The following is a 24,576-nucleotide window of genomic DNA, read 5'->3' as shown; positions in this document are numbered from 1 at the left end:
CGTCCCGCAGTGGTCCGTCCGGCCGTGCCCGCGCCGCGCCCGCCCGGACCCGCCGTCACCTCCTCCGCACCAGGCGCCAGTGCGCGCCGTGCCGCTCGACGTGGCCGAGCGAGCCCAGCTCGTAGAGCCGCTGGAGCACCTCGTCCGGCGGGAGCCCGGACTGCCGGGCCAGCCGCTCCACCGGCGCGCCGTCCGGGTCGGCGGGCACCGCTTCCAGGACCCGGGCCGCCGCCGGCTCCAGGAGGTCCCTCGGCAGGACCGGTCCGCCGCGCTGCGGCGCGAGGTCGTCGCCGATCGCGCCGATCAGCTCGACCACCTCGGCGGCGTCGGTGACCACGGTGGCGGCGCCGCTGCGAATCAGGGCGTGCACCCCGGCGGACAGCTCCGAGGTCACCGGGCCCGGCACGCCCATGGTGTGCCGGTTGAGGTCGCGGGCGCGCCTGGCGGTGCTGAGCGCCCCGCTGCGCAGCGCCGCCTCGACCACCACGGTGCCGCGGGTCAGCGCCGCGATCACCCGGTTGCGCAGCACGAACCGGAACCTGGTCGGGTGCTCCCCCGGCGGGAGTTCGCTCAGCAGCAGCCCCTGCTCGGCCATCCGGCGGATCAGCCCGGTGTTGCCCCTCGGGTAGGCCACGTCCACTCCGCAGGCGAGGACGCCGACGGTCGGCCCGCCGACCGCCAGGGCGCCCCGGTGGGCGGCCGCGTCGATGCCGTAGGCCCCGCCGGAGACGACCACCCAGCCGCGTTCGGCGAGCTGGGCGGCGAGGTCCCCGGCGACGTGCGCGCCGTACGCCGTGCAGGCCCGGGCGCCCACCATCGCCACCGACCGCAGCGCGAGCAGGCGGAGCGAGCCGGTGCCGACCACCCAGAGGCCGGTGGGTCTGCTCTCGCCGAGGTCGTCCAGCTGGCTCGGCCACTCGCTGTCGCCCGGAATGATGAAGCGTCCGCCGGCCGCCCGCACCCGTTCCAGGTCGGCGACCGGGTCGAGGCCGGGCAGCCGGGCCCGGTAGGCCGCCAGCCGGGAGCCGTCCGGACCCGGCCGGCCGGGTGCTGCGCCGTCCTGGATGGCCCGGACGACGTCGAGGGCGTCGGTGTGGGCGAGCCAGCGGCCGAGCGCGGCGTCCCCGGGTTCGCCGAGCCGGCTGAGCGCCGCGCGGGCGAGGCGCTCGGGCTCGGGTGCGGGCCGCGGCCGGAGCGCGGGTCCGGCGGACGGGCCGTGACCGGGGTCGTTCGTGGTGGGGTTCACGGGCCGGCCTCCTCGGGCTCGGGTCGCGGATCGGCGGTGCGGCGCGCGGAGCGGGCACGGGGGCGGGGCGGTCGGCGCTCGGCCTTGTCGCCGGTTCCGTCGTGGGTGTCCGCACCAGGGGTGTCTCCGGTTCGGCCGCCCGTCCGGTCCGGGGCCGGATCCGGCCGGCCGAGGAAGCGCTCCGTCAGCGGAAGGCCCTGTTCGACCCCGGTGCGCAGCACGAGGGCGGTCCGGAGGTCGCGCTGTTCCGGACGGTCCCGGCCGGCCAGGTCGGCGACCGTCCAGGCGACCCGCAGCACCCGGTCCAGGCCGCGGGCGGTCAGCAGGCCCCGCTCCAGCTGGCGCGCGGCGTCGTTCAGCGCCCCCGGCGCCAGCTGCCAGCGGGTGCGCAGTTCGTGGCCGGGGACCTCGGCGTTGGTCCGCCACGGCGTGCCGGCCAGCCGGGCCGCCGCGCGCTCGCGGGCCGCCAGCACCCGGGCCGCGACGACCTCGGTGGTCTCCGCCGAGGTGTCGCGCTGCATCAGCTCGGCCCTGGTCACCGGGGCCACCTGGACCTGGAGGTCGACCCGGTCGAGCAGCGGTCCGGACAGCCGCCCCTGGTACCGGCTGACCATCGCGGGCGTGCACTCGCAGCCCTCGCCCCGCCGTGAGTGGCGCCCGCACGGGCAGGGGTTGGCGGCCAGGCAGAGCAGGAACCTGGCCGGCAGCCGCATCGATCCGGCCGACCGGGCGATCACCACCTCGCCCGATTCGAGCGGTTGGCGCAGCGCGTCCAGCACCCGGACGGGGAACTCCGGCGCCTCGTCGAGGAACAGGACGCCCCGGTGGGCCAGCGAGACCGCACCCGGTCTCGGCAGCCCGCTGCCGCCGCCGACGATCGCCGGCATGGTGGTCGAGTGGTGCGGGGCGCAGTAGGGCGCGCGGTCGACCAGCGGCCGCCCGGCCGGGAGCAGCCCCGCCACCGAGTGGACCGCGGTGACCTCCAGGGCCTCCTTCTGGGTGAGCGGCGGGAGCAGCGCCGGCAGCCGCTCCGCCAGCATGGTCTTGCCCGCGCCGGGCGGCCCCTTGAGGTAGAGGTGGTGACCGCCGGCGGCGGCGATCTCCAGCGCCCGGCGGGCCTCGTACTGGCCGGCGACGTCGGCGAGGTCCATCCGGGCGGCCGCCTCGTCGGGCAGGCCGCGCACCCCCGCGCTGGGGAGCATCAGGCCCGCCATCAGCGGGTCGGGGTGCCCGACGGTGCGGTCGGCGGGCTCCTCCGGTTCGGGGGCGCCGGTCAGGACGGCCACCAGCTGGCGCAGGCTGCGCACCCCGACCACGGTCACCCCGGGGACCAGCTCGGCCTCGGCGGCGGTCTGTTCGGCGACCACGACGCGCCGGTAGCCGGCGTCGGCGGCGGCCAGCACCGACGGCAGCACCCCGCGCACCGGGCGCACCCGCCCGTCCAGCCCGAGCTCGCCGATGAGCAGCAGGTCGGCGATCGCGCCCGGGTCGAGCCGTTCGGCGGCGGCCAGCACGGCGCAGGCCACCGCGAGGTCGAAGCCGCTGCCGCTCTTGGGCACCGAGGCCGGGCTCAGCCCGACGGTCAGCTTCCGCTGCGGCCAGGCCTCGCCGCTGTTGACGACCGCCGCGCGCACCCGGTCACGGGCCTCGGAGAGCGCCTTGTCGGGCAGGCCGACCAGGGTGAACGCCGCCACCCCGGGCTCCAGGTCGGCCTGGACCTCGACGATCACCCCGTCCACGCCGACCAGGGCCACGGAGCACGTCCGGGCGAAGGCCATCTCAGACCACCCCCCGCAGGTGGTCGACGGAGGCGGCGCCACGGGTCCGGTTGATGACGGCGACCAGGTCGATCCGGACGCCGCCGGGCGGTACCGGCGCCCACGGCGGGTCGGTGCCGGCGGGCCGGTACTCGGCGCCGGCCAGCCGGGCGAAGTGACCGGGCCAGCGCTCGGCCATCCAGCGTTCGGCCAGACGGCGCAGCCGGTCCGCCTTGCTCGGGCCGATGGCCTCGCTGGGCTGCTGGAAGCTCCGCTCGGAGCGGGTCTTGACCTCGCAGACCGCGACGGTGTCGCCGTCGAGCGCGACGATGTCCAGCTCGCCCTCGACGCAGCGCCAGTTGCGGTCGAGGATGCGCAGCCCGTCCTCGGCGAGGCGGCGGGCCGCGACCTGCTCGCCGTAGCGGCCCAGGCCGGTGTTGGTCGCCCGCTCCGTTCCCGGCGCGGCCGGCGGCGGCGGGCCGCCCTCCGGGGCCCGCGTCGTCCTCCGGCGCGGCTGCCCGGCCTGCCGGGCCTTCGCGGTCTGCTTGCGCGTGGCGCGCTCGATCTCCTGCACGGTGACCACCTCCGCCGGGGAGGTTGCCGTGCGGTCCGGGTACGGACCAGAGAGTTCTTTTTACCTGTGGACAACTCGGGCCTGTGGATAACTCCTGTCACCCTCGGGAGTGATTATCCCGGAATACCCGGAATTCCCCTGGACATCCGGGGGCCGGGCGGTCCACCGTCAGTTCCCGAAGCCGGACTCGTCCGAGGGCAGCTCCAGGTCGCTCTTCGCGAGTTCCTCGATGTTCACGTCCTTGAAGGTCAGCACCCGGACCTTGCGGACGAACCGGGCCGGCCGGTACATGTCCCAGACCCACGCATCCGCCATCGACACCTCGAAGAACACCTCGCCCTGCACCGAGTGCACCTGCAGCTCGTAGTCATTGGTGAGGTAGAACCGTCGCTCGGTCTCGATCACGTACTTGAACAGGCCGACGACGTCCCGGTACTCCCGGTAGAGCTTGAGCTCCATCTCGGTCTCGTACTTCTCGAGATCTTCGGCACTCATCCAGGCGTCCCCTCAACTTGTCACGTCCACCCATTGTGGACCACAGCACTCACCCTCAGAGCCTCACCGGAGCGGCCGGCGGCCCCTCGGTCAACAGCCGCTCCAGAAAGTCCACCAGCCCGGCCGGATAGACCGTCTCGGCGGTGGCCCGCAATTCCCCGACCGTCCACCAGCGCGCCGCGAGCAGCTGGGCGTGTTCGTCCTCGCCCATGCCCGAGTGGTCCAGCACGGTCTCGGCCGTGCGGGCCAGGTGGAACCACTGTTCCTGCTGGTAGCGCCGCCCCCGATAGGAGAACGAAGCCTTGCCGTACGCCACCACCGGTCCCAGCTCCACGCCGCGCAAGCCGGTCTCCTCCCGCAGCTCGCGCTCGGCGGCGTCCCGGGTGTCCTCGCCCGGCTCCAAGCCCCCGCCGGGGGTGAACCACCAGGTCACGCCGGGGACCGCCGGGTCCGAGCCGTGGAAGAGCAGCAGCCGGTCCTGGCCGTCGAGCAGCAGGATCCGTGAAGCCCTGCGCCGCTGTGCCGCCATGACGAGCCTCCACGCTCCCTTCGTCCGCCCCGGTCGCTCCCCCGATCCTGCCACCCGGCGCGGTCGTCCGGGGCGAGGTTCGGCAGAGCGGTCCCGGCCCGGACCGCGCCGGGCGGGGTCAGGCCGTGCGGCGGCGACGGCGCGCCAGGCCCGCCACTGCGCCCACCGCCGAGGTCACGAGGATCGTCGCCGCGCCTACAACGCTCGCCCAGAACGCGGGCTCCAGCGGTCCCGGGCCCGCCGGCCGCTGCCCGTCGACCGCCTCGAACGCCGAGGTGCCGGCCAGCAGGGCCGTCCGGCCGAGCGGAACCACGGTGGCCTCGACCCGGGCCTCCACCTCGGTGGCCGGGACGGTCCCGCCGTCGGTCTCCAGGTGGACGCGGGAGTCGAGCGAGCCGAGCCGGTTGTCGCCGAGCAGGAACAGCCGGCCCTGCGGCACCTCGACGCTGAAGGCGGCGCCCTGGGCGCCCTGATCCGCGAGGTAGGGCTCGTCCACCGGCTTGCCGTTGACGGTCAGCCGCGCGTCACCGGTGCCGACCGCGACGGTGTCGCCGCCGACCGCGACCACGCGCTTGACCATGAGCCGGCCGCCCCAGAGCTGGTCGCGGAAGACCACCACGTCACCCCGCCGGACGTCCGCGCCGTCGGTCTTCCGGGCCAGGACGGTGTCCCCGGCCATGAGGGTGGGGGCCATCGAAGCGGTCGGGATGCTGTACGGCCGGTACATCGCGGCGATCACCGCGAAGCCGCCGATCAGCAGGACCAGCCCGAGACCGAGCAGCACCCCCTGGGCCACGGCCCCGGGGCCGCGCCGGCGGCGGGGGGCGACCGGAGGACCGCCGGCCGGTCGTTCCACGACACTGCTCATCGACACCGTCCAACCCCTGACCGACCCGGAAACGCGCACGGCGGCGCACCGGCGCCACGGGCGGAGAACCCGGCGGGCCGTGGCACGTCCGAGCAGATTACTCGTCGGTACCACGGCCCGCGCAAGACCCGGGAGCCCCCGGCCGGTGTCAGGACCGCCCGTCGCGGTCCGGCCGGTTCCGCAGTCGGCGGACCAGCGGGAGCAGGGCGACGGCGCCCACGGCACCGGCCGCGGCCGGCACTGCGGGCACGGCCGCCGCCAGACCCTTCTGGTCGAAGGTGTCCGGCACCGACAGCGTCGACCAGTGGTTGACCGGCCAGGCCACCACGAAGGCACGCCCGATCACGTCGTCCACCGGAACGGTGCCGCCGCCCGGCTGGTCCATGTGGAAGCGCGAGTCGAGCGAGTCCGCGCGGTGGTCGCCCATCACCCAGATCCGGCCGTCGGGGACCTTCACCGGACCGAACGGCTTCGTCCCGCACGGGGTGTTGCCGGCGTAGACGTACGGCTCGTCGAGCGCGATCCCGTTGACCTTCACCGGGCCCTCGCCCTCGCACTCGACGGTGTCCCCGCCGACCGCGATGACCCGCTTGATGAGGTCCTTCTCGTTGTCGGAGGGCATCAGGCCGACGAAGCTCAGCACCTCCTGGACGCCCCGGACGAAGGAGTTGCTGCTCTGCTTGGTCGGCTCGTCGCCCAGCCAGCCGCCCGGGTCGTGGAACACCACGACCTCGCCGCGCTCGGGCTCGGAGCCGAACCACGGGGTGAGCTTGTCCACCAGGACCCGGTCACCGACCTGCAGCGTGTTCTGCATCGATTCCGACGGAATGGAGAACGCCTGGACGAAGAAGGTCTTGATCACCAACGCCAGGACGAGGGCGATGCCGATGAGGATCGGCAGTTCCTTCCAGAACGAACGCGGCTTGCGCTCGTTGCGCGGCGGCTGCTCCTCGGCACCGTCCGTGGGCCCTGAGTCTCCCGGGAGGGGCTGCGGGGTGTCACCCGTGCCGTCGCCGTGCCCGTCCGCGGACTGGGCCGCCGCCTCCTCGGCCGGGGCCGAGGACGCCGCCGCCTCCGTGGACCGGGCCGCCCGGCCGCCGGAGCCCTCGGGCTCGCCGGCGCCTGAGCGGGCGCCGATCACCAAATCCCCCACAACGTCTCCTCCCTGCTGTGCGGACGCCCGTGCGTCCGCGCTCACAGTGCCGCACAGCGGGCACCACGTTCCACCACCGGCCGGGCCCGCCAGGTCCGGCCCCGGACGGGTCCGCCTGACACCGGCACAGCCTTCGGACACGACCTCTCGACCCGAGCCGGCCGCATCCAGCACTTCTCTATCACTCCCGGGCATCCGGCTCCCGGTCCCACACGCGCGGTCCGCCCGGCGACCGGCCTGCCCGGGCCTACGACCGGGCCTGTCCCACCCGGCGCCCGATGAGCGGAAGGATGCCCAACACACCCATAACGAGCGGAGGTTCCTCAGGAACCGGCCCGCCGTCCGTCGAATCCGGCGCGGCTCCCCCGCCCGCCGGGGCACGCGCCACCGAGGAGAGTGAAACCGGCACCTCAAGTTGATGAACCCGCCCCGGCGGCCAGGCGATCATGAACGCCCGTCCGAGCACACCGCTCACCGGGATGGTGCCCTGCCCCGGATTTCCCATGTGGAAACGGGAGTCGGCGGACACGTCCCGGTGGTCGCCCATCACCCAGAGCCGCCCCTGCGGCACCTTCACCTTGAACGGCTGCCGGGACGGCGGATTGCCCGACGCCAGATAGGGCTCGTCCAAGGGCTTGCCGTTGAGGCTGACCCTGCCCTGCTCGTCGCAGCACTCGACGGTGTCGCCGCCGACCCCGATCACCCGCTTGATGAGGTCCTGCTCGCTGTCGGAGGGCAGCAGCCCGACGAAGGTCAGCACCTGCTTGGCCGCGCGCAGGACCGGCCCGTCCGTCGAGGGCCCGTGCGCGCTCTCCAGCCAGCCGCCCGGATCCTTGAACACCACCACCTCGCCGCGCTCCGGCTCGGCACCGAACCAGGGGGTGAGCTTGTCCACCAGCACCCGGTCGCCGACCTGGATGGTCTGCTCCATCGAGCCGGAGGGGATCACGAAGACCTGCACCAGGAAGGTCTTCATCACCAGCGCCACGACCAGCGCCACCACGACGACCAGCGGTATCTCGCGCAGCCGCGAGCGCCTGCGGCGGCGGGCGGCCCGGCGGGCGCTGCGCCGACGCTCGGCGCGCCCGCGCACCACGGGGCCGGGAGCGGAGTCCGGACCGGGGCCGGCGGGACCGGAGGCGGGATCCGGTGCCTCCCCCGCCCCGGCCGGGGGATCGGGAGTGGGGTCGGAATCGGGACCGGATCCGGGCGCCGGGCCGGCGGTCGGCGCCTCGGAGGTCGGCCCGTCGGCGAGCCGCCCCCTACCTCTGGTCCCCATGGCCACCGGTCCCCCCTGTCCCGGCGAAGGCCGCCGGCCGCTCCACGGTGGCCCAGTGCCCGACCGGGTAGACGACCCAGGCGGCCCGGCCGATGACCTTGGACTCGGGGACGAACCCGCCACCGGGATCGCCGAGGTGGTCACGGGAGTCCCGGGAGGCGCTGCGGTGGTCACCCATCACGAAGAGCTTGCCGGCCGGTACCACCACGTCGAAGGCCACGGCGGACGGCTCGTCCCCGGGGAAGAGGTAGCCGGACTCGTCGACCGGCACGCCGTTGACGGTGAGCGGGCGGCCCGGTCCGGTGCTGGTGACCCGGTCGCCGCCGACACCGATCACCCGCTTCACGTAGACCGAGTCACCGGCCGGGACCAGCCCGACGTCGCGGCCGAAGGAACGCAGCGAGGTCCAGAGGCCGTCGCGCTCCAGCGGCTTGCGCAGGAAGGAGCCCGTACCGTCGAACACCACCACGTCGCCGCGCTGCGGATGACCGCCGAAGGCGTAGGACAGCTGGTTGACGACCAGCCGGTCGCCCGGGCGCAGGGTGTTCTCCATCGACCCCGAGGGCACCGAGAACGGGCGTGCCACGAAGGCGTTCACCAGCAGCAGCGCGAGCAGGCAGATCCCGACGAGCAGCAGCAGGTCCCGCGAGCGCGAGCGCCCGCCCGCGAGGTCCTCGGCGGGGTCACCCGCGGAGTCGGCGGCGCTGCCGTCGGCGGCCTCGTCGGCGCCGTCCGGCGGCGGGCACGCGGAATCCTCCGCGGAAACGACCGCGGACCGCGTCGGCGAGTCCGCACCGGTGGGTGCGGGACGGCCGTCGCGGTCCGCGGGTGGTTCGTGCGTGCTCATCGGGGGCTGAGCTTACCGTGCGGCAGCCCGGCCCCCCAGAGCGATCCGATCCCCCGGCAGTGCCGGGGGCCGGTGGATCAGCGGTCGCGCTTCTCCTTGATCTTCGCGGCCTTGCCGCGGAGGTCACGCAGGTAGTACAGCTTGGCGCGGCGGACCGCACCGCGGGTCACGACCTCGATCTTCTCGACGACCGGGGTGTGCACCGGGAAGGTGCGCTCGACACCGACGTTGAAGCTGACCTTGCGAACGGTGAAGGTCTCACCGATGCCGGCGCCGTGACGGCGGATGACGACGCCCTGGAAGACCTGGACACGGGAGCGGTTGCCCTCGATGACCCGGACGTGCACCTTCAGGGTGTCACCGGCGCGGAAGGCCGGGATGTCGCTACGCAGCGAAGCCGCGTCGACAGCAGCGAGCTTGTTGCTCATGTTGCTCTCCATCGCAGGCGCCACGGGCCGCCCACGGAAGTCGTCAGAAATGGGGTCTGCTGCGGGCCGCACCGGCTACCGGCGATCCCCCCGTGGCGGGGGCGCCGAACCACGTGACCCCTACGGGAGGAGCCCAGCGACAGACAGCAGCGGCCTATTCTTCCACACCACCGGCCGCGGACCGAAATCGGCCGAGCTCCTCGTCCCAGGCGAGGCCGAGCACGCCGAGCGCCGCGCGGTCCTTCTTGTCGAAGTCCGCGTGCCGCCAGCGGGCCACCAGGTCCGGCCGGTTGGCCAGGGTGCGGGCGAAGGCCTGCTCGCGGCGCCAGCGGGCGATCCTGCCGTGGTTCCCGCTCAGCAGGACGTCCGGCACCGTACGACCGCGCCACTCGGCGGGCTTGGTGTAGACCGGGCCCTCCAGCAGGTCGGCCATCGCACCGGGCGCGAAGGAGTCGTCCCGGTGGGACTCGGCGTTGCCGAGCACCCCGGGCAGCAGCCGGGCGATCGCCTCGACCATGACCAGCACCGCGACCTCGCCGCCGGCCAGCACGTAGTCACCGATCGACACCTCGACCACCGGCATCCGGGTGGCCGCCTCCTCGATCACCCGCCGGTCGATGCCCTCGTACCGGGCCGGGGTGAACGCCAGCCACGACCGGCCGGCCAGCTCCTGCGCGAGCTCCTGGGTGAACGGCCGGCCGCTGGGGGTGGGCACCACCAGGGTCGGCAGCTCCCCCTCCGGACCGCGGGCGAGCACCGCGTCGAGCGCCTCGCCCCAGGGCTCGGGCTTCATCACCATGCCCGGGCCGCCGCCGTACGGGCTGTCGTCGACGGTCCGGTGCACGTCGTACGTCCAGCCGCGCAGGTCGTGGACGTGCACGTCGAGCTGGCCGCGGGCGCGGGCCTTGCCGACCAGCGAGATGTTCAGCGGCTCCAGGTACTCGGGAAAGATCGACACGACGTCGATCCGCATCCCGTGCCGCTCGGCCTCCCGAGCCTCCGGCGCCTCAGTGACCTCGGAGACCTCCGAGACCTCCAAGACCTCCGAGGCCTTAGGAGCCCCAGCAGCCTCCGGGCCCTCCGGCGCGGCCGGCGTCTCCACGCTCTCCCCGGAGCTCACCGCGACTCCTCCGAGCCCTCGGCCCCGCCCGCCGTCTCCGCCGTCTCCGCCTCCGCGGCGCCCGCGACCACGGCGCGCTCCGGGTCGATCAGCCCGCCCGGCGGGTCGATGACGGCGCGCTGGTTCTCCAGGTCGATGGTCGGCACGATCTTGGCGACGAAGGGCACCAGCACCTCCGTGCCGTCCGCCTTCTTTACGGTCAGCAGGTCCTGGTAGGGCAGGTGGACCACCTCGGTGAGCTCGCCCACCGGGGTGCCGTCGAGCAGCACCACGTCCAGCCCGATCAGCTGGTGGTCGTAGTACTCCTCCGGGTCCTCCGGGCTCTCCTCCGGGTCGACCTCGGCGATCAGGATCGTGCCGCGCAGCGCCTCGGCGCCGTTGCGGTCCTTGACGCCGGCGAACCGCAGCAGCAGCCGCCCGCTGTGCACCTTGCCGGACTCGACGGTCAGCGGACCGGCCGAGGCCGGGTCGGTCAGCAGGACGGCGCCGGGTCCGAGCCGGAGCTCCGGCTCGTCGGTGCGGACCTCGACGCTGACGTCCCCCCTGATGCCGTGGGCGCGGCCGATCTTGCCGACGACGAGCTGCACGGTGATCGTTCTCCTGGATGAGTGCTGCGGGTGCTCTGGAGTGCTGCGGAAACGCTGCGGAACTGCTGCGGGATGCGAGGGCGCCGGCGAGAACGGCGAAGGCCGGCCGGGACGACATGCGTCCCGGCCGGCCTCGAAAACCCTGACGGCTGAACGAGCAGCCCGGTCAGCGAATGTTGTCCACGTCGACGAGGTCGACCCGGACGTTGCGACCGCCGAGGGCGCCGACCACGGTGCGCAGGGCGCGCGCCGTGCGGCCACCCCGGCCGATCACCTTGCCGAGGTCATCGGGGTGCACCCGCACCTCGATGGTGTTGCCCCGGCGCAGGTTGCGCGAGCGCACCTGCACCTCGTCGGGGTGCTCGACGATGCCCTTCACCAGGTGGTCGAGGGCGTCCTCGATCACGCTCAGGCCTCGGCAGCGGCGTCGGCCTCGGCCTCGGCCTTGTCCGACTTCTTGGCCTTCGGGGTGATGGCGACACCGGTGGTGGCGTCCTCGAAGCCGGCGACGGCCTTGGCGAACAGGTGCGAGAAGTCCTCGACCTTCGGCTCGGCGACCTTCAGCGGCTCCGGAGCCGGCAGGCCCTTGAACTTCTGCCAGTCGCCGGTCAGCTTGAGGATGGCGAGCACCGGCTCGGTCGGCTGGGCGCCGACGGACAGCCAGTACTGGGCGCGGTCGCCGTCGACCTCGATCTTCGAGGGGTTGTAGGTCGGCTGGTAGATGCCGATCTCCTCGATCGCGCGACCGTCACGCTTGGTGCGGGCGTCGGCGACGATGATGCGGTAGTGCGGGGAGCGAATCTTGCCGAGACGCTTCAGCTTGATCTTGACTGCCACGGGAGTGGAATCTCCTGGAGTTGACGTGGGTGAGCGGCCCCGCCCTCGCGTGGGGTTGCGCGGTGGGCCGTTCAAGGGACACGCCAGCCGAAGGAGAGAGGGGTCCTGCCCGGCTGCCGAGTACTCAGCGGTCCATTCTGCCACACGGGCGCCCACCCCCGAAAACAGGTCGACCGGGAGCCCCCGCTCCCGGTCAGCCCAACATGCGCACCTGCGCGGTGCACCTCACTGGCGAATCATCGGTGGATCAGTGGATCGGGTGGATCAGTGGTGCCTGGATCGATGCCGCCTGGATCGGTGTGCGTCGACCGTTGACCGATCGCTCCGGCCGGGCCACTGCCCGCACAGCCGCCCGCCGGTTCCCCTCGGTTCCCCGAGCCGTGAGGCTCCCCGAGTCGTGCGACGGGTCGCGAGCCGAGCTACGCGATCTTGAACGGCTGCTGGCACGCACCGCAGACGATGGACGCCTGGGCGAGCACCGACGGAACGACCCGGACGTTGCGCCCGCACCCGCAGACCGCCTTGACCCGGACGCCGCCCCCGGAGGAGCCGTGCCGGGCGGCCGGACCGCGGAAGGCGCGCGAGGCCCCTTCACCGGCCACCGCCTCCTGGTGCGCGCCGAGGGCGCGGTCCAGGCGCTCGATGGTCTCGGCGTACCGCTCGCGGGTCTCCTTGAGCATGGTCACCTGGGAGAAGCCGCTACTGGCGTGCGGCTCGACCGGGTGCGCCAGGCCCAGCTCGGAGGCCAGGAGCAGGAAGCGCCGGTTGTGGTAGCGGCCGGCCCGCGAGGTGTCCCGGATGTCCCGGGCCGCGGCCAGACCATGGGCAGCCTCGTGGAGGAGCCGCTCGAAACCGAGCCGGGTGCCACAGGCCGAGGAGGACTCGCCGATCAGCGCCTCGGGCGAGGCGAGGTCGGGGAGGTCCTGGTGGTAGGCCTGGATGTCACTCCAGGCGGCGGCCAGTTCGGCCGCGAGAACGAGGGGCTGTGTCGTGCTCACGCTAGACCAACGATGGAGTAGCAGCCGATGTTCCGCGTGTTCGAGATCCCCGGGAATTCCCAGGAAACTCTCAGGAATGTGTGACCACGCGCGAAATGCGCGTTCCGGATCTGACGCAAGACCAACCCCCTGCAGGTTTGGGCCCGCCGGCTCGGCGGGCGCCTCGTCATTTCCATCCGGGAGCGGGCTGTCGCCCCCAGGACGTACGGCCCGTGGACCTGTCGAGTTGACAGGGCCACGGGCCGTACACCGTACCGCTATTCCGTTAATACCGGCAGTTGACCGGCCAGTAGGGATGTCGGCATGTGAGACATGCGCGGAACAACGCCGGTCATCGGACGTCCGAATTTCCCGCCGGACAGGACAACAAGCGTCAGAACGCGGCCCCGGACATCGTTTTCCGGTGACATCCTTCGTGATCGTCCACTATCCGGAGAACGACCGAACGGTCAGTAGGCACGCGCGACGAGCGCGACGTTGCCCTCCTGGTCGTCCGTCTGCGGCACCGAACCGTCGGCGGCCACGATGCAGCGCACCGAGACGCCCTGCTCGGCCAGCTTGGCCTCGCCCTCCGGGCCCAGCTCGGCCCAGGAGATCCGGCCCCAGCCGGTGGCGGCGGCCTCGGCGGCCTCGTCGATGGTCTTCACGTCGACCGTGCGGGCCTCGCGGCGCTCGCGCGACTGACGGAGCAGCAGGGCCTGGTCCTCCTCCAGGATGCCCGGGAGGGTGGCCGCCAGGGAGTCGATCGAGACCGGCTCCTTGCCGCCCGGGATCCGGCGCGCCAGCATCGCGGTGCCGTTCTCCAGGTCGCGCGGGCCGACCTCGATCCGCACCGGCACGCCCTTGAGCTCCCAGTCGACGGCCCGGCGGCCGAACGGGGTGTCCGTGCGGTCGTCGACGACCACGCGGACGCCGGCGGCCTCCAGCGCGGCACCGATCTCACGGACCTTGGCGATCACCGCGTCGTCGCCCTTGATGGCGAGCACGACGGCCTGGACGGCGGCCAGCCGCGGCGGGACGCGCAGGCCGCTGTCGTCGCCGTGGGACATGATCAGGCCGCCGACCATGCGGGTCGAGACGCCCCAGGAGGTCTGCCAGACGTACTCGCGCTCGGCGCCCTGCAGCTGGTAGGTGGTGTTGAACGCCTTGGCGAAGTTCTGGCCCAGCTCGTGGCTGGTGCCCATCTGCAGCGCCTTGCCGTCGCCCATCATGCCTTCGAGCGTGAGGGTGTTGATGGCGCCGGCGAAACGCTCCTTGGCGGTCTTGCGGCCGAGCACGACGTCGATGCCGAGCACGTTGGTCATGAAGTCGCCGTAGACCTGGGTGTGGATCATCGAGGCGTAGTCACGCGCGTCCTCGTACGTGGCGTGGGCGGTGTGGCCCTCCTGCCAGAGGAACTCGGTGGTGCGCAGGAAGACGCGCGGGCGCAGCTCCCAGCGGACCACGTTGGCCCACTGGTTGATCAGCAGGGGCAGGTCGCGGTGGCTCTGCACCCACTTCGAGAAGTACTCGTTGATGATCGTCTCGGAGGTCGGCCGGACCACGACCGGCTCGTCCAGCTGCTTGCCGCCGCCGTGGGTGACCACCGCGAGCTCGGGGGCGAAGCCCTCGACGTGCTCCGCCTCCTTGGTCAGGTAGGACTGCGGGATGAACATCGGGAAGTAGGCGTTCTGGGCGCCGGCCTTCTTGATCCGGGCGTCCATCTCCTGCTGCATCCGCTCCCACAGACCGTAGCCGTACGGTCGGATGACCATGGTGCCGCGCACCGGACCGTTGTCGGCCAGCTCGGCCTTGTTGATGAGGTCCTGGTACCAGCGCGGGAAGTCTTCCGCCTGGGGGGTGAGAACGGGTGCCTTAGCCATGGGCGAATCGTACGGGGAGCAAGCCCCCGACTTCGAATCCGTTCTCCGCGACGACCCGCCCGGGGGCGCACGACCCCGACACGCGCGCACCACCCCGCACCCCTCTGGACGCCGCGCCCGAGCCGCTGTTCGCTGGAGTGGGGGCGGGACGTCGAGGGGGGCCGGAGCAGCACACCGATGGACCGGATGGGAGGCCGCGATGGCTTCAGCGCGGGTGACCGGCACGACCCCAGTACCCCCCGGCACGGAGCGGCCCGCCGCCCGGGCCCGGGACTGGGCGGAGATCCAGGAGCGGATGCTGGTGCCGCTCTACGAGGCCGTCCACGACCGCCTGGAGGTCGGTCCGGCGACGAGCGTGCTGGGGCTGGGCTGCGGCTCCGGCCTCGCCCTGCTGCTGGCCGCCGGCCGGGGCGCGCAGGTGGCCGGGCTGGAGCCCGACGACGACCTGCGCGCCCTGGCCCGGGAGCGCCGGCTGCGGGTCGACGCGGACCGCCGGACGGGGGCGGACGTCGCCCGCTCGGCCTATTCGCTGGTCACCGTTTTCGAGCAGCCCCCGCCGGGCGGCGAACCGCGCCGCCCGGTCGCCGCGGCGGGCCGGCTGGTCCTGCCCGGCGGGCACGTGGTGCTGGCCGCCTGGGGGCCCCGGGAGCGCTGCGAGAGCGCGGCCGTGCTGGACGTCGCCCGGCGGATGGCCCGGCGCAGCCGGGCGCGCGACCCGTTCGAGCTGAGCCCGCCCGGCGCGCTGGAGGACCTGCTCTCCGGGACGGGTCTGCGCCCGGCCGGCGGGGGCCGGGTGGGCTGCCCGTTCGCCTACCCCGATCCGGCGAGCGCGGTGCGCGGACTGCTCTCCACCGGCCTGTACGACGCGGCGGAGGAGTTCTCCGGGCCGGCGCTGGTGGCGAAGGAGCTGGAGGAGGCGCTGCAGCCGTACCTGCGGCCGGACGGCACGGTGCGGATGACGAACGTCTTCCGCTACCTGATCGCCGAACGGCCCCGCTGAGCCCCGCCGGGGTTCAGCGGGCCCCGGCGGGCCCTGCCGGGGTCAGCGGGGCGGACGGTCCGCGGAAGCGGCGCGGTACGACGCGCGGTACGACGCGCGGACCGACGAAGGGGCGCGCACCAGCACGGCGCGCGCCCCTCACCCCAGCCCCCCCCTCACCCCAGCCCCCCGCTCACGGGTGCTCAGGCCTGGTCGAGCGCCTTCCGGGGCACCCCCGCCGCCCGGTAGGCCTGCTCCTCGTCCAGCGTCTCCGCCTCCAGCAGCGCCGCCGCCAGCGCGTCCAGCCGGGCCCGCTGCTCGGTCAGCAGCCGCACCGCCTCCTCGTAGCACTCCGCGACGATCCGCCGGGCCTCCTCGTCCACCGCGTCCAGCGTGGTCGGCGCCGCGGAGAGCCCGTAGGCGCCCTGCGGGTCGGACGGGACGGCGGTGAGCCGGCCGACCCGCTCGCTCATGCCCCACCGCCCGGCCATGCCGCGGGCGATGTTGGTGACCTGCTCCAGGTCGCTCTCCGCGCCGGTGGTGATGACCCCGTAGACCACCTGCTCGGCGGCCATCCCGCCGAGCGCGCCGATGATCCGGCCGCGCAGGTAGGGCTCGGTGTAGGAGTAGCGGTCGGTCTCCGGGGTGGAGAGGGTGACGCCGAGGGCGCGGCCGCGCGGCACGATGGTGATCTTGCGGACCGGGTCGGCGCCCGGCTGCAGCATGCCGAGCAGGGCGTGGCCGCTCTCGTGGTACGCGGTCCGCTCCCGTTCGGCCTGCGGCATCACCAGCGGCCGGACGGCGCCGAGCTGCACCTTCTCCAGCGCGTCCGAGAGGTCCCGGTCGTTCACCGCGTCCTGGCGGCGCTTGACCGCGAGCAGCGCGGCCTCGTTGACCAGGTTGGCCAGCTCGGCGCCGGTCATCCCGGGGGTGACCTTGGCGAGCCGGTTCAGGTCGGCGTCGCCGGCCAGCGGGACGTCCCGGGAGTGGATGCGCAGGATGGCCGCGCGGCCGTCGCGGTCCGGCGGGCTGACGGTGATCCGCCGGTCGAAGCGGCCGGGGCGCAGCAGCGCCGGGTCGAGCACGTCGGCCCGGTTGGTGGCGGCGATGACGATGACGCCCTCGGAGCCGGTGAAGCCGTCCATCTCGGTGAGGATCTGGTTGAGCGTCTGCTCGCGCTCGTCGTGACCGCCCATGCCGCCGCCGCTGCCGCGCTGGCGGCCGATGGTGTCGATCTCGTCGATGAAGATGATCGCCGGGGCGACCTTGCGGGCCTCGGCGAACAGCTCGCGCACCCGGCTGGCGCCGACGCCGACGATCATCTCGATGAACTCGGAGGCGGAGGCGGAGAAGAACGGCACGTCCGCCTCGCCGGCGACGGCCCGGGCCAGCAGGGTCTTCCCGGTGCCGGGCGGGCCGCTGAGCAGGACGCCGCGCGGCATCTTGGCGCCGAGCCGGCGGTACTGCTGCGGGTTCTTCAGGAAGTCGACGACCTCGGTGAGCTCGGCCTCGACCTCGTCGATGCCGGCCACGTCGGCGAAGGTGGTGCGCCGGCCGGCCTCCGCGGTGACCGGCTTGGGCGGGGCCTTGCGGCCGAGCGCCCCGCCGCCGAGCCCGCCGGCCATCCGCCGGGCGAGCAGCACCCAGATCACGATCAGCAGCAGCATCGGGGCCAGCGAGATGAGCAGGTTGGCGAGGAAGCTGCGCTGCTGGACCACCGGTTCGGCGGTGACCTCGACGCCCTGCTGCTGGAGGGTGGTCCAGAGGTCGTCCCCGGCGAAGACCGGGCGCTGGGTCTCGAACTCGGTGTAGGTCCCCTTGCCGCCGTCCGGTTTCGGCTCGGCGTTCTTGAGGGTGCCCTCGATCGAGTCGCCCTTGGAGTAGATCTTGGTGATGTTGCCCTTGTTCAGCTGGGTGTTGAACTCGGTGTAGGAGATCGTGGTCGCGCCGCCGGGGCCGAAGAAGGACAGCAGCACATCGCTGATCAGGAACACCACGAGGGCGGTGAGGATGAGGCCCGTCCAGCCGCCGGGCATCTTGCGCCGCGGGGGCGGCGGGGGCGGGGCGCCCTCGGACCGCCACGGCTGGTCGGGGGTCTGGCGCGGTGGTACGGGATCAGTCACCCATCGGACAATACGGACATCAGCTCGGCTCCTCCAATCGCAACGCCGCCCCGCCCGTCAGCCCCGCTCCTCCACGGCGGCCGACCCCGGCCACTCCTCGACGGTCAGCGCGAACCGCTCGTGGTCCCGCCAGGCCCCCTGGAGGAACAGCATCCGCGGGGTGAACCCCTCGTGCCGGAAGCCGAGCCGCTTGGCCAGGGCGATCGACCGGTCGTTGTCCGGCTGGACGTTGATCTCCAGCCGGTGCAGGCCGAGCCCGCCCTCCGACCGCGGGGCGAAGCAGCGGTCCAGCACCAGCCGCATGCCCTCGGTCATCCGCCCGGTGCCGGCGAACGGCAGGAAGGAGTCGTAGCCGAGCGCGCCGTTGCAGAACCGGCCCATCACGATGTTGGCCACGTTGACCTTGCCGACCAGCCCGCCGGTCTCCCGGTCGAGGATCAGGAAGGTCCGCAGCGAGGGGCCCTGGCGCGAGATCAGGTCCGCCAGCGCGTCCGGCTCCACCGGGTTCCACCGGCCGATGTGCTCGACGGACCTCCGGACCGCCTCGGCGTACGCCACCTCGTCCCCGGACCTCGGGGCCCTGATCGTCACTCGCATCGGACCATCATCGCGGACGGCCACCGGGCAGGCGAACGGCCCTCCGCCCGGGGGAACCGGGCGGAGGGCCGTTCAATGGCGCCTCCCCGTGCGCGCCGGACCGGCGCGCACCGGACTACAGCAGGTCCTTGAACTCCTTGGGCAGCTCGAAGTCGGCCGGGCCCTTGCCCGCGCCGAGGCCGAACGCGCCGCCCTCGGCGGGCGGCTGGCCGGGGCCGAGCGCGCGGCGCTCGGCGGCCGCGGCCTCCTCCTGCGCGCGCTTCAGCGGGTTGCCGCTCTTGCGCTTGCCCTTGGCGACCGGGGCCTTCTTGGCGGACTTCTTGCCGCCGCCGCCCATGCCGGGGATGCCCGGCATCCCGGGCACGCCCTTGCCGGAGGCCATCGCGGACATCATCTTGCGGGCCTCGAAGAACCGCTCGACCAGGTTCTTCACCTCGCCGACCTGGACGCCCGAACCCTTGGCGATGCGGGCCCGGCGCGAGCCGTTGATCAGCTCCGGCTCGGCGCGCTCGGTCGGGGTCATCGACTTGATGATCGCGCCGACGCGGTTGACGTCCTTGTCGTCGATGTTGTTGATCTGCTCGCGGATCTGGCCCATCCCCGGCAGCATGCCCAGCAGCTTGGAGATCGAGCCCATCTTCTGGACCTGCTCCAGCTGGGACAGGAAGTCGTCCAGGGTGAACTGCTTCGGGCCGCCGCGCAGCTTGGCGGCGATCTTCTCGGCCTCGGCCTGCGAGAAGGTCTGCTCGGCCTTCTCGATCAGCGAGAGGACGTCACCCATGCCCAGGATGCGCGAGGCCATCCGGTCCGGGTGGAAGGCGTCGAAGTCGTCGACCTTCTCGCCGTTGGAGGCGAACATGATCTGCCGGCCGGTGACGTGCGCGACCGACAGGGCGGCACCGCCGCGGGCGTCGCCGTCGAGCTTGGAGAGCACCACGCCGGTGAAGTCGACGCCTTCGAGGAAGGCCTGCGCGGTGGTGACCGCGTCCTGGCCGATCATCGCGTCGACGACGAACAGGACCTCGTCCGGGTCGACGGCGGCCCGGATGTCGGCGGCCTGCTGCATCAGCTCGGCGTCGATGCCGAGGCGGCCGGCGGTGTCGACGATGACGACGTCGTGCTGCTTCTGCTTGGCGTACTCGATCGAGTCCCGGGCCACCTGGACCGGGTCGCCGACGCCGTTGCCCGGCTGGGGCCCGTAGAACGCGACGCCCGCGCGGTCGGCGACGACCTGCAGCTGGTTGACGGCGTTGGGGCGCTGGAGGTCGCAGGCGACCAGCAGCGGGGTGTGCTTCTGCTGCTTCAGCCAGTGGCCGAGCTTGCCGGCGAGGGTGGTCTTACCGGCACCCTGCAGACCGGCGAGCATGATCACCGTCGGGCCGTTCTTGGCGAACCGCACCCGTCGGGTCTCGCCGCCGAGGATGGCGATGAGCTCCTCGTTGACGATCTTGATGATCTGCTGGGCCGGGTTCAGCGCGCCGGAGACCTCGGCGCCGAGCGCACGCTCCTTCACCTGCTTGATGAAGGCCCGGACGACCGGCAGCGCGACGTCCGCCTCCAACAGCGCGATGCGGATCTCGCGGGCGGTGGCGTCGATGTCCGCCTCGCTCAGGCGGCCCTTGCCCCGGAGGTTCTTGAACGTCGCTGCGAGGCGATCGGAAAGGGTGTCGAACACGTCGTCGCGGGTCCTCTGCGGCATCGGTGTGAGTACGGTCGTCGCCCCCAAGGGTATCCGGCCGCCCCGGGGACGGTCTCCACCCGGGTTCGACCGGACCTCGACGGGTTCCGGGAACGGCCCCGCGACGGCCCCGGGACGGCCCTGCGGGCGGCCTTCCGGGCAGCCCCGCGGCAGCCCGGAGGGCGCCTCGCCGGACGGCCCGGCGGACGCCTCGGCCGACGGCCTCAGCCCAGCGCCGCCCGGACCGCCGCCGCCACCTCCCCGGCCCGCCGCGCACCGAGCGGACGGCCCGCCCCGTCGGTCAGGTAGAAGGCGTCCACGGCGTCCGCGCCGAGCGTCGAGACGTGCGCGGTCCGCACCCGCACCCCCGCGCCGTCCAGCGCCCGGCCGATCCGGTGCAGCAGCCCGGGGGCGTCGTGCGCGCGCACCTCCAGCACCGTCGCGCTCGCCGAGGCCACCGGCGGCGCCACCGCGACCACCGGCGGCGGGGCGGGGACCCCGCGCCGGCGCGGCGCCGCGGCGTCCCGCTCGGCCAGCCGGCGGGCGACGTCCAGCGAGCCGTCCAGCGCCCGGCGCAGGTCCGCCCGGAGCCGGGCCGCCTCCGGCAGCTCCCCGAACGCCGCGGCCACCCGCCAGGAGAGCACCAGCACCGGCCCGGCGCCGACCGGGTCCAGCTCGCGCAGGTGCGCCGAGCGGACCGCCAGCCGGTGCAGGGCCAGCACCCCGGCGACGGTGCCCAGCAGGCCCGGCCGGTCCGGGACGGCCAGCAGCAGCCGCGCGCCCATCGGCCCGGCCCCGTCGCCGTCGGCCCGGGGCGCGGCGGCCGCCAGCGACAGCGCCGGTCCGCCGGTCCTGGCCGCCTCCACCGCCAGCCGTTCCTGCTCGGCCGTCGGCCCGGCCTCGACCGGACCGGGCCACCCGCCGCCCGCCCCGCTCAGCCGGGCGGCGGCCCGGGCGGTCAGGCCGTCCACCAGCGAGGCCCGCCAGGCGCTCCACGCGGCCGGACCGGTGGCCAGCGCGTCCGCCTCGGTCAGCGCCCGCAGCAGCTCCAGGCGCGCCGCCGTGCCGACCGCCCCGGTGACGGCCTCCACGGTGGCCGGGTCGTCCGGGTCCCGCCGGGTCGCGGTCTCCACCAGGGTCAGGTGGTGGCGCACCAGCACCGCCAGGGTCTCCACCGACTCCGGATCGAAGCCCATCCGGGCGGCCAGACCCCGGACGAGCGCCTCGCCCGCCTCGCTGTGGTCGCCCGGCCGCCCCTTGCCGAGGTCGTGCAGCAGGGCGGCGACCAGCAGGAGGTCCGGCCGCGCCACCCGGCGGGTCATCGCGGCGGCCCGCACCGCGGTCTCCACCAGGTGCCGGTCCACCGTCCAGCGGTGCACCGCGTTGCGCTGGGGCCGGCAGCGCACCCACTCCCAGTCCGGCAGCAGCCGGGTGACCAGCCCCTGCGCCTCCAGCGCCTCCCAGACCGGCAGGCAGGCCTCGCCCGCGCCGAGCAGGGTGACCAGCTGCTCGCGCGCCTCGTCCGGCCAGGGCACCGGCAGCGGCCGGCACTCCGCCGCCAGCCGGCGCACCGTCGCGTACGCGAGGGGCAGGCCGTTCTGCGCGGCGGCGGCCGCGGCGCGCAGCGGCAGCACCGGATCCGCGGCCGGGCGGGCGCCCAGCGCGAGCACCGCCTCGCCGTCCTGCTCGACCACGCCCTCGGCGAGCGGCCGGCGCTCCACCGCGCCCCGGGCCACCGCGCCGCGCCCGGCGGCGGTGAACGGGGGGAACGGGACGCGCCGGGGCGGGCGCCGGCCCCGGCCCGAGCGGGCGGCCAGCACCCGCTCCACCGACCGCCAGGCGACGTCGGAGGCGTAGGCGACGGTCCGCGCCGCCTCGTAGACCCGGCGCAGCAGGGCGTCGGCGTCCGGCACGCCCAGCCGCGCGGCGACCTGGTCCTGGTCCTGCAGCGCGAGCCGCTCGGTGGCCCGGCCGGTCACCAGGTGGACGGCGTCGCGGACGTCCGCCAGCCGGAGCGCGGCGGCGTCCAGCCCCTCCCGGGGTGCGTCGGCCAGCCAGCTCGCGGCGACCGCGCGCAGCGCGACGACGTCCCGCAGTCCGCCGCGGGCCTCCTTGAGGTCGGGCTCCAGCAGGAAGGACAGCTCGCCGTGCCGCTCGGCCCGCTCCCGGCCCAGCTCGCGCAGCTCGGGCAGCCGGCGCGCGGCGCCCGCCCGCCAGTCGGCGAGGACGGCGGAGCGCAGCGCGGCGGTGAGCGCCGGGTCGCCGGCCACGTGCCGGGCGTCCAGCAGGCCGAGCTGCGCCTTCAGGTCGGCGGCGGCCACCGACCGGGCCTCGGCCGGGGTGCGGACCGCGTGGTCGAGCGGGACCCCGGAGTCCCACACCGGGTACCAGAGGCGCTCGGGCAGGGTGGCGTCCAGCCGGCCCTCGTGCAGCAGCAGGACGTCGAGGTCGCTGCGCGGGGAGAGCTCGCCGCGCCCGTAGCCGCCGACCGCGACCACGGCGGCCCCGGCGGGGGCGCCGGCCGCCGCGAACAGGCCGGCCAGCCAGTCGTCGGTGAGCGCGGACAGGGCGGTGCGCCGCTCCCGGCCGCCGGGGCCGGGAGCGGCGAGCAGCCGGGCCCGGTCGGCGGCGTGGCCGTCGGGACCGGGGCCCGGGGCGGCGTCGGGGGCGGTGGCCATCCGGTCGGACCCTCAGAGGGCGTCGGGGCCGCGTTCGCCGGTGCGGACCCGGACGGCCGTCTCGACCGGGACCGCCCACACCTTGCCGTCGCCGATCTTGCCGGTCCGGGCCGCGTTGACCAGGACGTCGATCAGCGGCTCGGCGTCCTCGTCCTCGACCAGGACCTCGACTCTGACCTTGGGCACCAGGTCAACGGTGTACTCCGCGCCCCGGTAGACCTCGGTGTGACCGCGCTGGCGGCCGTAGCCGCTGGCCTCGGAGACGGTCAGGCCGTGCACGCCGAAGGCCTGCAGGGCGGCCTTCACCTCGTCCAGGCGGTAGGGCTTGATGACGGCGGTGATGAGCTTCATCGGGCGTCCACCTCGGTCTTCTCGATGCTGTCGGGTGCGGCTGCGGCTGCGGCTGGGGCCGCGGTCGCGGTCCTGGCTGCGGTCGCGGTCGCAGAGCCGGTCGCGGTCGCAGGGGCGGGTGCGGTCGCGGCCGCCGCGGCGACCGGCACCGCGGCCGGGGCGGCCGTGCGGCCGAGGCCCGACCCCAGCGCGCCGAAGTCGTACGCGGACTCGGCGTGCTCGGCCTGGTCGATACCGGCCAGCTCGACCTCCTCGGCGACCCGGAACCCGATCACCCGGTCGACCGCCTTGGCCAGCAGCCAGGAGAGCACGAAGGAGTAGGCGCCGACCACCGCCACGCCCATCGCCTGCTTGCCCAGCTGCGCCGCCCCGCCGCCGTAGAACAGCCCCTTGGCGCTCTGGCCGACCGTCCCGGTGGCGAACAGGCCGACCAGCAGCGAGCCGATCGCCCCGCCGAGGGCGTGCACGCCGACCACGTCGAGCGAGTCGTCGAAGCCCCAGCGGTACTTGAGGCCGATCGCGGCCGAACAGGCGGCACCGGCGACCAGGCCGATCGCCACCGCGCCGAGCGGGGAGACCGAGCCGCAGGCCGGGGTGATCGCCACCAGGCCCGCCACCGCGCCGGAGGCGGCGCCCAGCGTGGTGAACGCGCCGTGCCGCAGCTTCTCGTAGAGCAGCCAGCCGACCAGCGCGGCACCGGTGGCGACCTGGGTGTTGAGCAGGGCCGTCGCCGCCACGCCGTTGGCGGCCAGCGCCGAGCCGGCGTTGAAGCCGAACCAGCCGAACCAGAGCAGCCCGGAGCCGAGCATCACCAGCGGCAGCGAGTGCGGGCGCATCGGATCCTTGCGGAAGCCGATCCGCTTGCCGAGCACCAGGCAGAGCGCCAGGCCCGCGACCCCGGCGTTGATGTGGACGGCCGTCCCGCCGGCGAAGTCGATCACCCCGCTGCGGTCGCCGAGCCAGCCGCCGTGCCCGCCGTCGAAGAAGAACACCCAGTGGGCGACCGGGAAGTACACCACGGTCACCCAGAGCGCCACGAACAGGCCCCAGGCCGCGAACTTCGCGCGGTCCGCGATCGCGCCGCTGATCAGCGCCGGGGTGATGACCGCGAACATCAGCTGGAAGGCGGAGAACGCCGTCACCGGGATCGTCCCGGTGAGGTCGGCCACGCCGACGCCGCGCATCCCGAGGAAGTCCAGGTTGCCGATCAGCCCGGCGCCCGCGTCGGGACCGAAGCTGAGCGAGTAGCCGTAGAGGACCCACAGCACGCTGACGATGCCCAGCGACAGGAAGCTCATCGCCAGCATGTTCAGGATGCTCTTGGCCCGGACCATCCCCCCGTAGAAGAAGGCCAGCCCCGGGGTCATCACCATGACCAGGGCCGCACAGATGAGTACGAAGGCGGTGTCACCCGCGCTGAATCCGTCCGGCATCGGCGTCTCCTCCTGACTGGAAGCCGATCCGACCCGGGTCCCTGTCCCGTGACCCGGGGCGTCGGCGTTGAGCAGGAGCGTGCCGAAGGCTGGTTTCGGCCGATGCGGCCGGGTGTTTCACCGCCGTGACGAGGGCGACCGCGGGGTTACGCCCGCG

General features: G+C 74.1%; 23 protein-coding genes. 1 reads left to right on the top strand and 22 read right to left on the bottom strand.

What is annotated here, in order from left to right; genetic code table 11:
- Positions 1 to 55 precede the first annotated feature (55 nt).
- From dprA to proS, 16 genes are all read right to left on the bottom strand, one after another.
- Entirely contained in the window at positions 56 to 1,246 is a 1,191-nt protein-coding gene (gene dprA, locus ACFVVL_RS29555) for a DNA-processing protein DprA (RefSeq protein WP_387680571.1), read from the bottom strand.
- Positions 1,243 to 3,024: a YifB family Mg chelatase-like AAA ATPase gene (locus ACFVVL_RS29550; RefSeq protein WP_387680568.1), complete on the bottom strand. Its 1,782-nt coding sequence runs from the start codon at positions 3,022 to 3,024 to the stop codon at positions 1,243 to 1,245. Before ACFVVL_RS29550 ends, dprA begins: the two co-directional genes overlap by 4 nt.
- A gap of 1 nt (position 3,025) precedes the next feature.
- Positions 3,026 to 3,433 carry a YraN family protein gene (locus ACFVVL_RS29545; protein ID WP_387680604.1) on the bottom strand — a complete coding sequence of 136 codons (408 nt, stop codon included), beginning with the start codon at positions 3,431 to 3,433 and terminating at the stop codon, positions 3,026 to 3,028.
- 312 nt (positions 3,434 to 3,745) lie between these two features.
- On the bottom strand, positions 3,746 to 4,072 hold the full coding sequence (locus tag ACFVVL_RS29540) for a DUF2469 domain-containing protein (protein ID WP_030056781.1): 327 nt from the start codon (positions 4,070 to 4,072) through the stop codon (positions 3,746 to 3,748).
- A gap of 55 nt (positions 4,073 to 4,127) precedes the next feature.
- Complete coding sequence (locus ACFVVL_RS29535; RefSeq protein ID WP_387680565.1) at positions 4,128 to 4,601, bottom strand: NUDIX hydrolase; 474 nt, start codon at positions 4,599 to 4,601, stop codon at positions 4,128 to 4,130.
- Between the two features lie 118 nt (positions 4,602 to 4,719).
- Positions 4,720 to 5,469: a signal peptidase I gene (lepB, locus tag ACFVVL_RS29530; RefSeq protein ID WP_387680562.1), complete on the bottom strand. Its 750-nt coding sequence runs from the start codon at positions 5,467 to 5,469 to the stop codon at positions 4,720 to 4,722.
- 148 nt (positions 5,470 to 5,617) lie between these two features.
- Positions 5,618 to 6,622, bottom strand: coding sequence for a signal peptidase I (gene lepB / locus ACFVVL_RS29525; protein ID WP_380289918.1), 1,005 nt, complete (start codon positions 6,620 to 6,622; stop codon positions 5,618 to 5,620).
- Between the two features lie 247 nt (positions 6,623 to 6,869).
- The gene (lepB, locus tag ACFVVL_RS29520; RefSeq protein ID WP_380289920.1) at positions 6,870 to 7,718 is read right to left on the bottom strand and encodes a signal peptidase I; all 849 of its coding nucleotides are present in this window, start codon (positions 7,716 to 7,718) and stop codon (positions 6,870 to 6,872) included.
- 166 nt (positions 7,719 to 7,884) lie between these two features.
- A complete protein-coding gene (lepB, locus tag ACFVVL_RS29515; RefSeq protein ID WP_380289922.1) occupies positions 7,885 to 8,748 on the bottom strand; it encodes a signal peptidase I in 864 nt (287 codons plus the stop codon).
- Positions 8,749 to 8,825: 77 nt separating this feature from the next.
- Positions 8,826 to 9,176 (bottom strand): 50S ribosomal protein L19, encoded by a 351-nt coding sequence (gene rplS / locus ACFVVL_RS29510; RefSeq protein WP_030306736.1) that lies wholly within the window; start codon positions 9,174 to 9,176, stop codon positions 8,826 to 8,828.
- 154 nt (positions 9,177 to 9,330) lie between these two features.
- Positions 9,331 to 10,149, bottom strand: a complete 819-nt coding sequence (trmD, locus tag ACFVVL_RS29505) for a tRNA (guanosine(37)-N1)-methyltransferase TrmD (protein WP_387680556.1) — start codon at positions 10,147 to 10,149, stop codon at positions 9,331 to 9,333.
- A gap of 143 nt (positions 10,150 to 10,292) precedes the next feature.
- The gene (rimM, locus tag ACFVVL_RS29500) at positions 10,293 to 10,883 is read right to left on the bottom strand and encodes a ribosome maturation factor RimM (RefSeq protein WP_387680553.1); all 591 of its coding nucleotides are present in this window, start codon (positions 10,881 to 10,883) and stop codon (positions 10,293 to 10,295) included.
- 166 nt (positions 10,884 to 11,049) lie between these two features.
- A complete protein-coding gene (locus ACFVVL_RS29495) occupies positions 11,050 to 11,289 on the bottom strand; it encodes an RNA-binding protein (protein WP_030056773.1) in 240 nt (79 codons plus the stop codon).
- A gap of 2 nt (positions 11,290 to 11,291) precedes the next feature.
- Positions 11,292 to 11,720, bottom strand: a complete 429-nt coding sequence (rpsP, locus tag ACFVVL_RS29490; protein ID WP_344337896.1) for a 30S ribosomal protein S16 — start codon at positions 11,718 to 11,720, stop codon at positions 11,292 to 11,294.
- Positions 11,721 to 12,139: 419 nt separating this feature from the next.
- A complete protein-coding gene (locus ACFVVL_RS29485) occupies positions 12,140 to 12,718 on the bottom strand; it encodes a hypothetical protein (RefSeq protein ID WP_030306744.1) in 579 nt (192 codons plus the stop codon).
- 449 nt (positions 12,719 to 13,167) lie between these two features.
- Positions 13,168 to 14,580: a proline--tRNA ligase gene (gene proS, locus ACFVVL_RS29480; protein WP_380289926.1), complete on the bottom strand. Its 1,413-nt coding sequence runs from the start codon at positions 14,578 to 14,580 to the stop codon at positions 13,168 to 13,170.
- Between the two features lie 199 nt (positions 14,581 to 14,779).
- Here proS and ACFVVL_RS29475 point away from each other — a divergent pair, with 199 nt between their 5' ends.
- Entirely contained in the window at positions 14,780 to 15,580 is an 801-nt protein-coding gene (locus ACFVVL_RS29475; protein ID WP_387680549.1) for an SAM-dependent methyltransferase, read from the top strand.
- Positions 15,581 to 15,762: 182 nt separating this feature from the next.
- Here the strand turns inward: ACFVVL_RS29475 and ftsH are convergent, their stop codons facing one another.
- From ftsH to ACFVVL_RS29445, 6 genes are all read right to left on the bottom strand, one after another.
- Positions 15,763 to 17,682: an ATP-dependent zinc metalloprotease FtsH gene (ftsH, locus tag ACFVVL_RS29470; RefSeq protein ID WP_380289930.1), complete on the bottom strand. Its 1,920-nt coding sequence runs from the start codon at positions 17,680 to 17,682 to the stop codon at positions 15,763 to 15,765.
- A gap of 57 nt (positions 17,683 to 17,739) precedes the next feature.
- Positions 17,740 to 18,279 (bottom strand): GNAT family N-acetyltransferase, encoded by a 540-nt coding sequence (locus ACFVVL_RS29465; RefSeq protein WP_380289932.1) that lies wholly within the window; start codon positions 18,277 to 18,279, stop codon positions 17,740 to 17,742.
- 115 nt (positions 18,280 to 18,394) lie between these two features.
- The gene (gene ffh / locus ACFVVL_RS29460) at positions 18,395 to 19,954 is read right to left on the bottom strand and encodes a signal recognition particle protein (RefSeq protein ID WP_380289950.1); all 1,560 of its coding nucleotides are present in this window, start codon (positions 19,952 to 19,954) and stop codon (positions 18,395 to 18,397) included.
- 227 nt (positions 19,955 to 20,181) lie between these two features.
- Positions 20,182 to 22,635, bottom strand: a complete 2,454-nt coding sequence (locus tag ACFVVL_RS29455; RefSeq protein ID WP_387680545.1) for a [protein-PII] uridylyltransferase — start codon at positions 22,633 to 22,635, stop codon at positions 20,182 to 20,184.
- 12 nt (positions 22,636 to 22,647) lie between these two features.
- Positions 22,648 to 22,986, bottom strand: coding sequence for a P-II family nitrogen regulator (locus tag ACFVVL_RS29450; protein WP_380285260.1), 339 nt, complete (start codon positions 22,984 to 22,986; stop codon positions 22,648 to 22,650).
- A complete protein-coding gene (locus ACFVVL_RS29445) occupies positions 22,983 to 24,419 on the bottom strand; it encodes an ammonium transporter (protein WP_387680542.1) in 1,437 nt (478 codons plus the stop codon). Before ACFVVL_RS29445 ends, ACFVVL_RS29450 begins: the two co-directional genes overlap by 4 nt.
- Between the last annotated feature and the right edge of the window lie 157 nt (positions 24,420 to 24,576).

Source organism: Kitasatospora sp. NPDC058115, assembly GCF_042884635.1.
Taxonomy (GTDB): Bacteria; Actinomycetota; Actinomycetes; order Streptomycetales; family Streptomycetaceae; genus Kitasatospora.
Note: the sequence above shows the minus strand (reverse complement) of the source record. Positions and strands in the feature narration are given on the sequence as shown.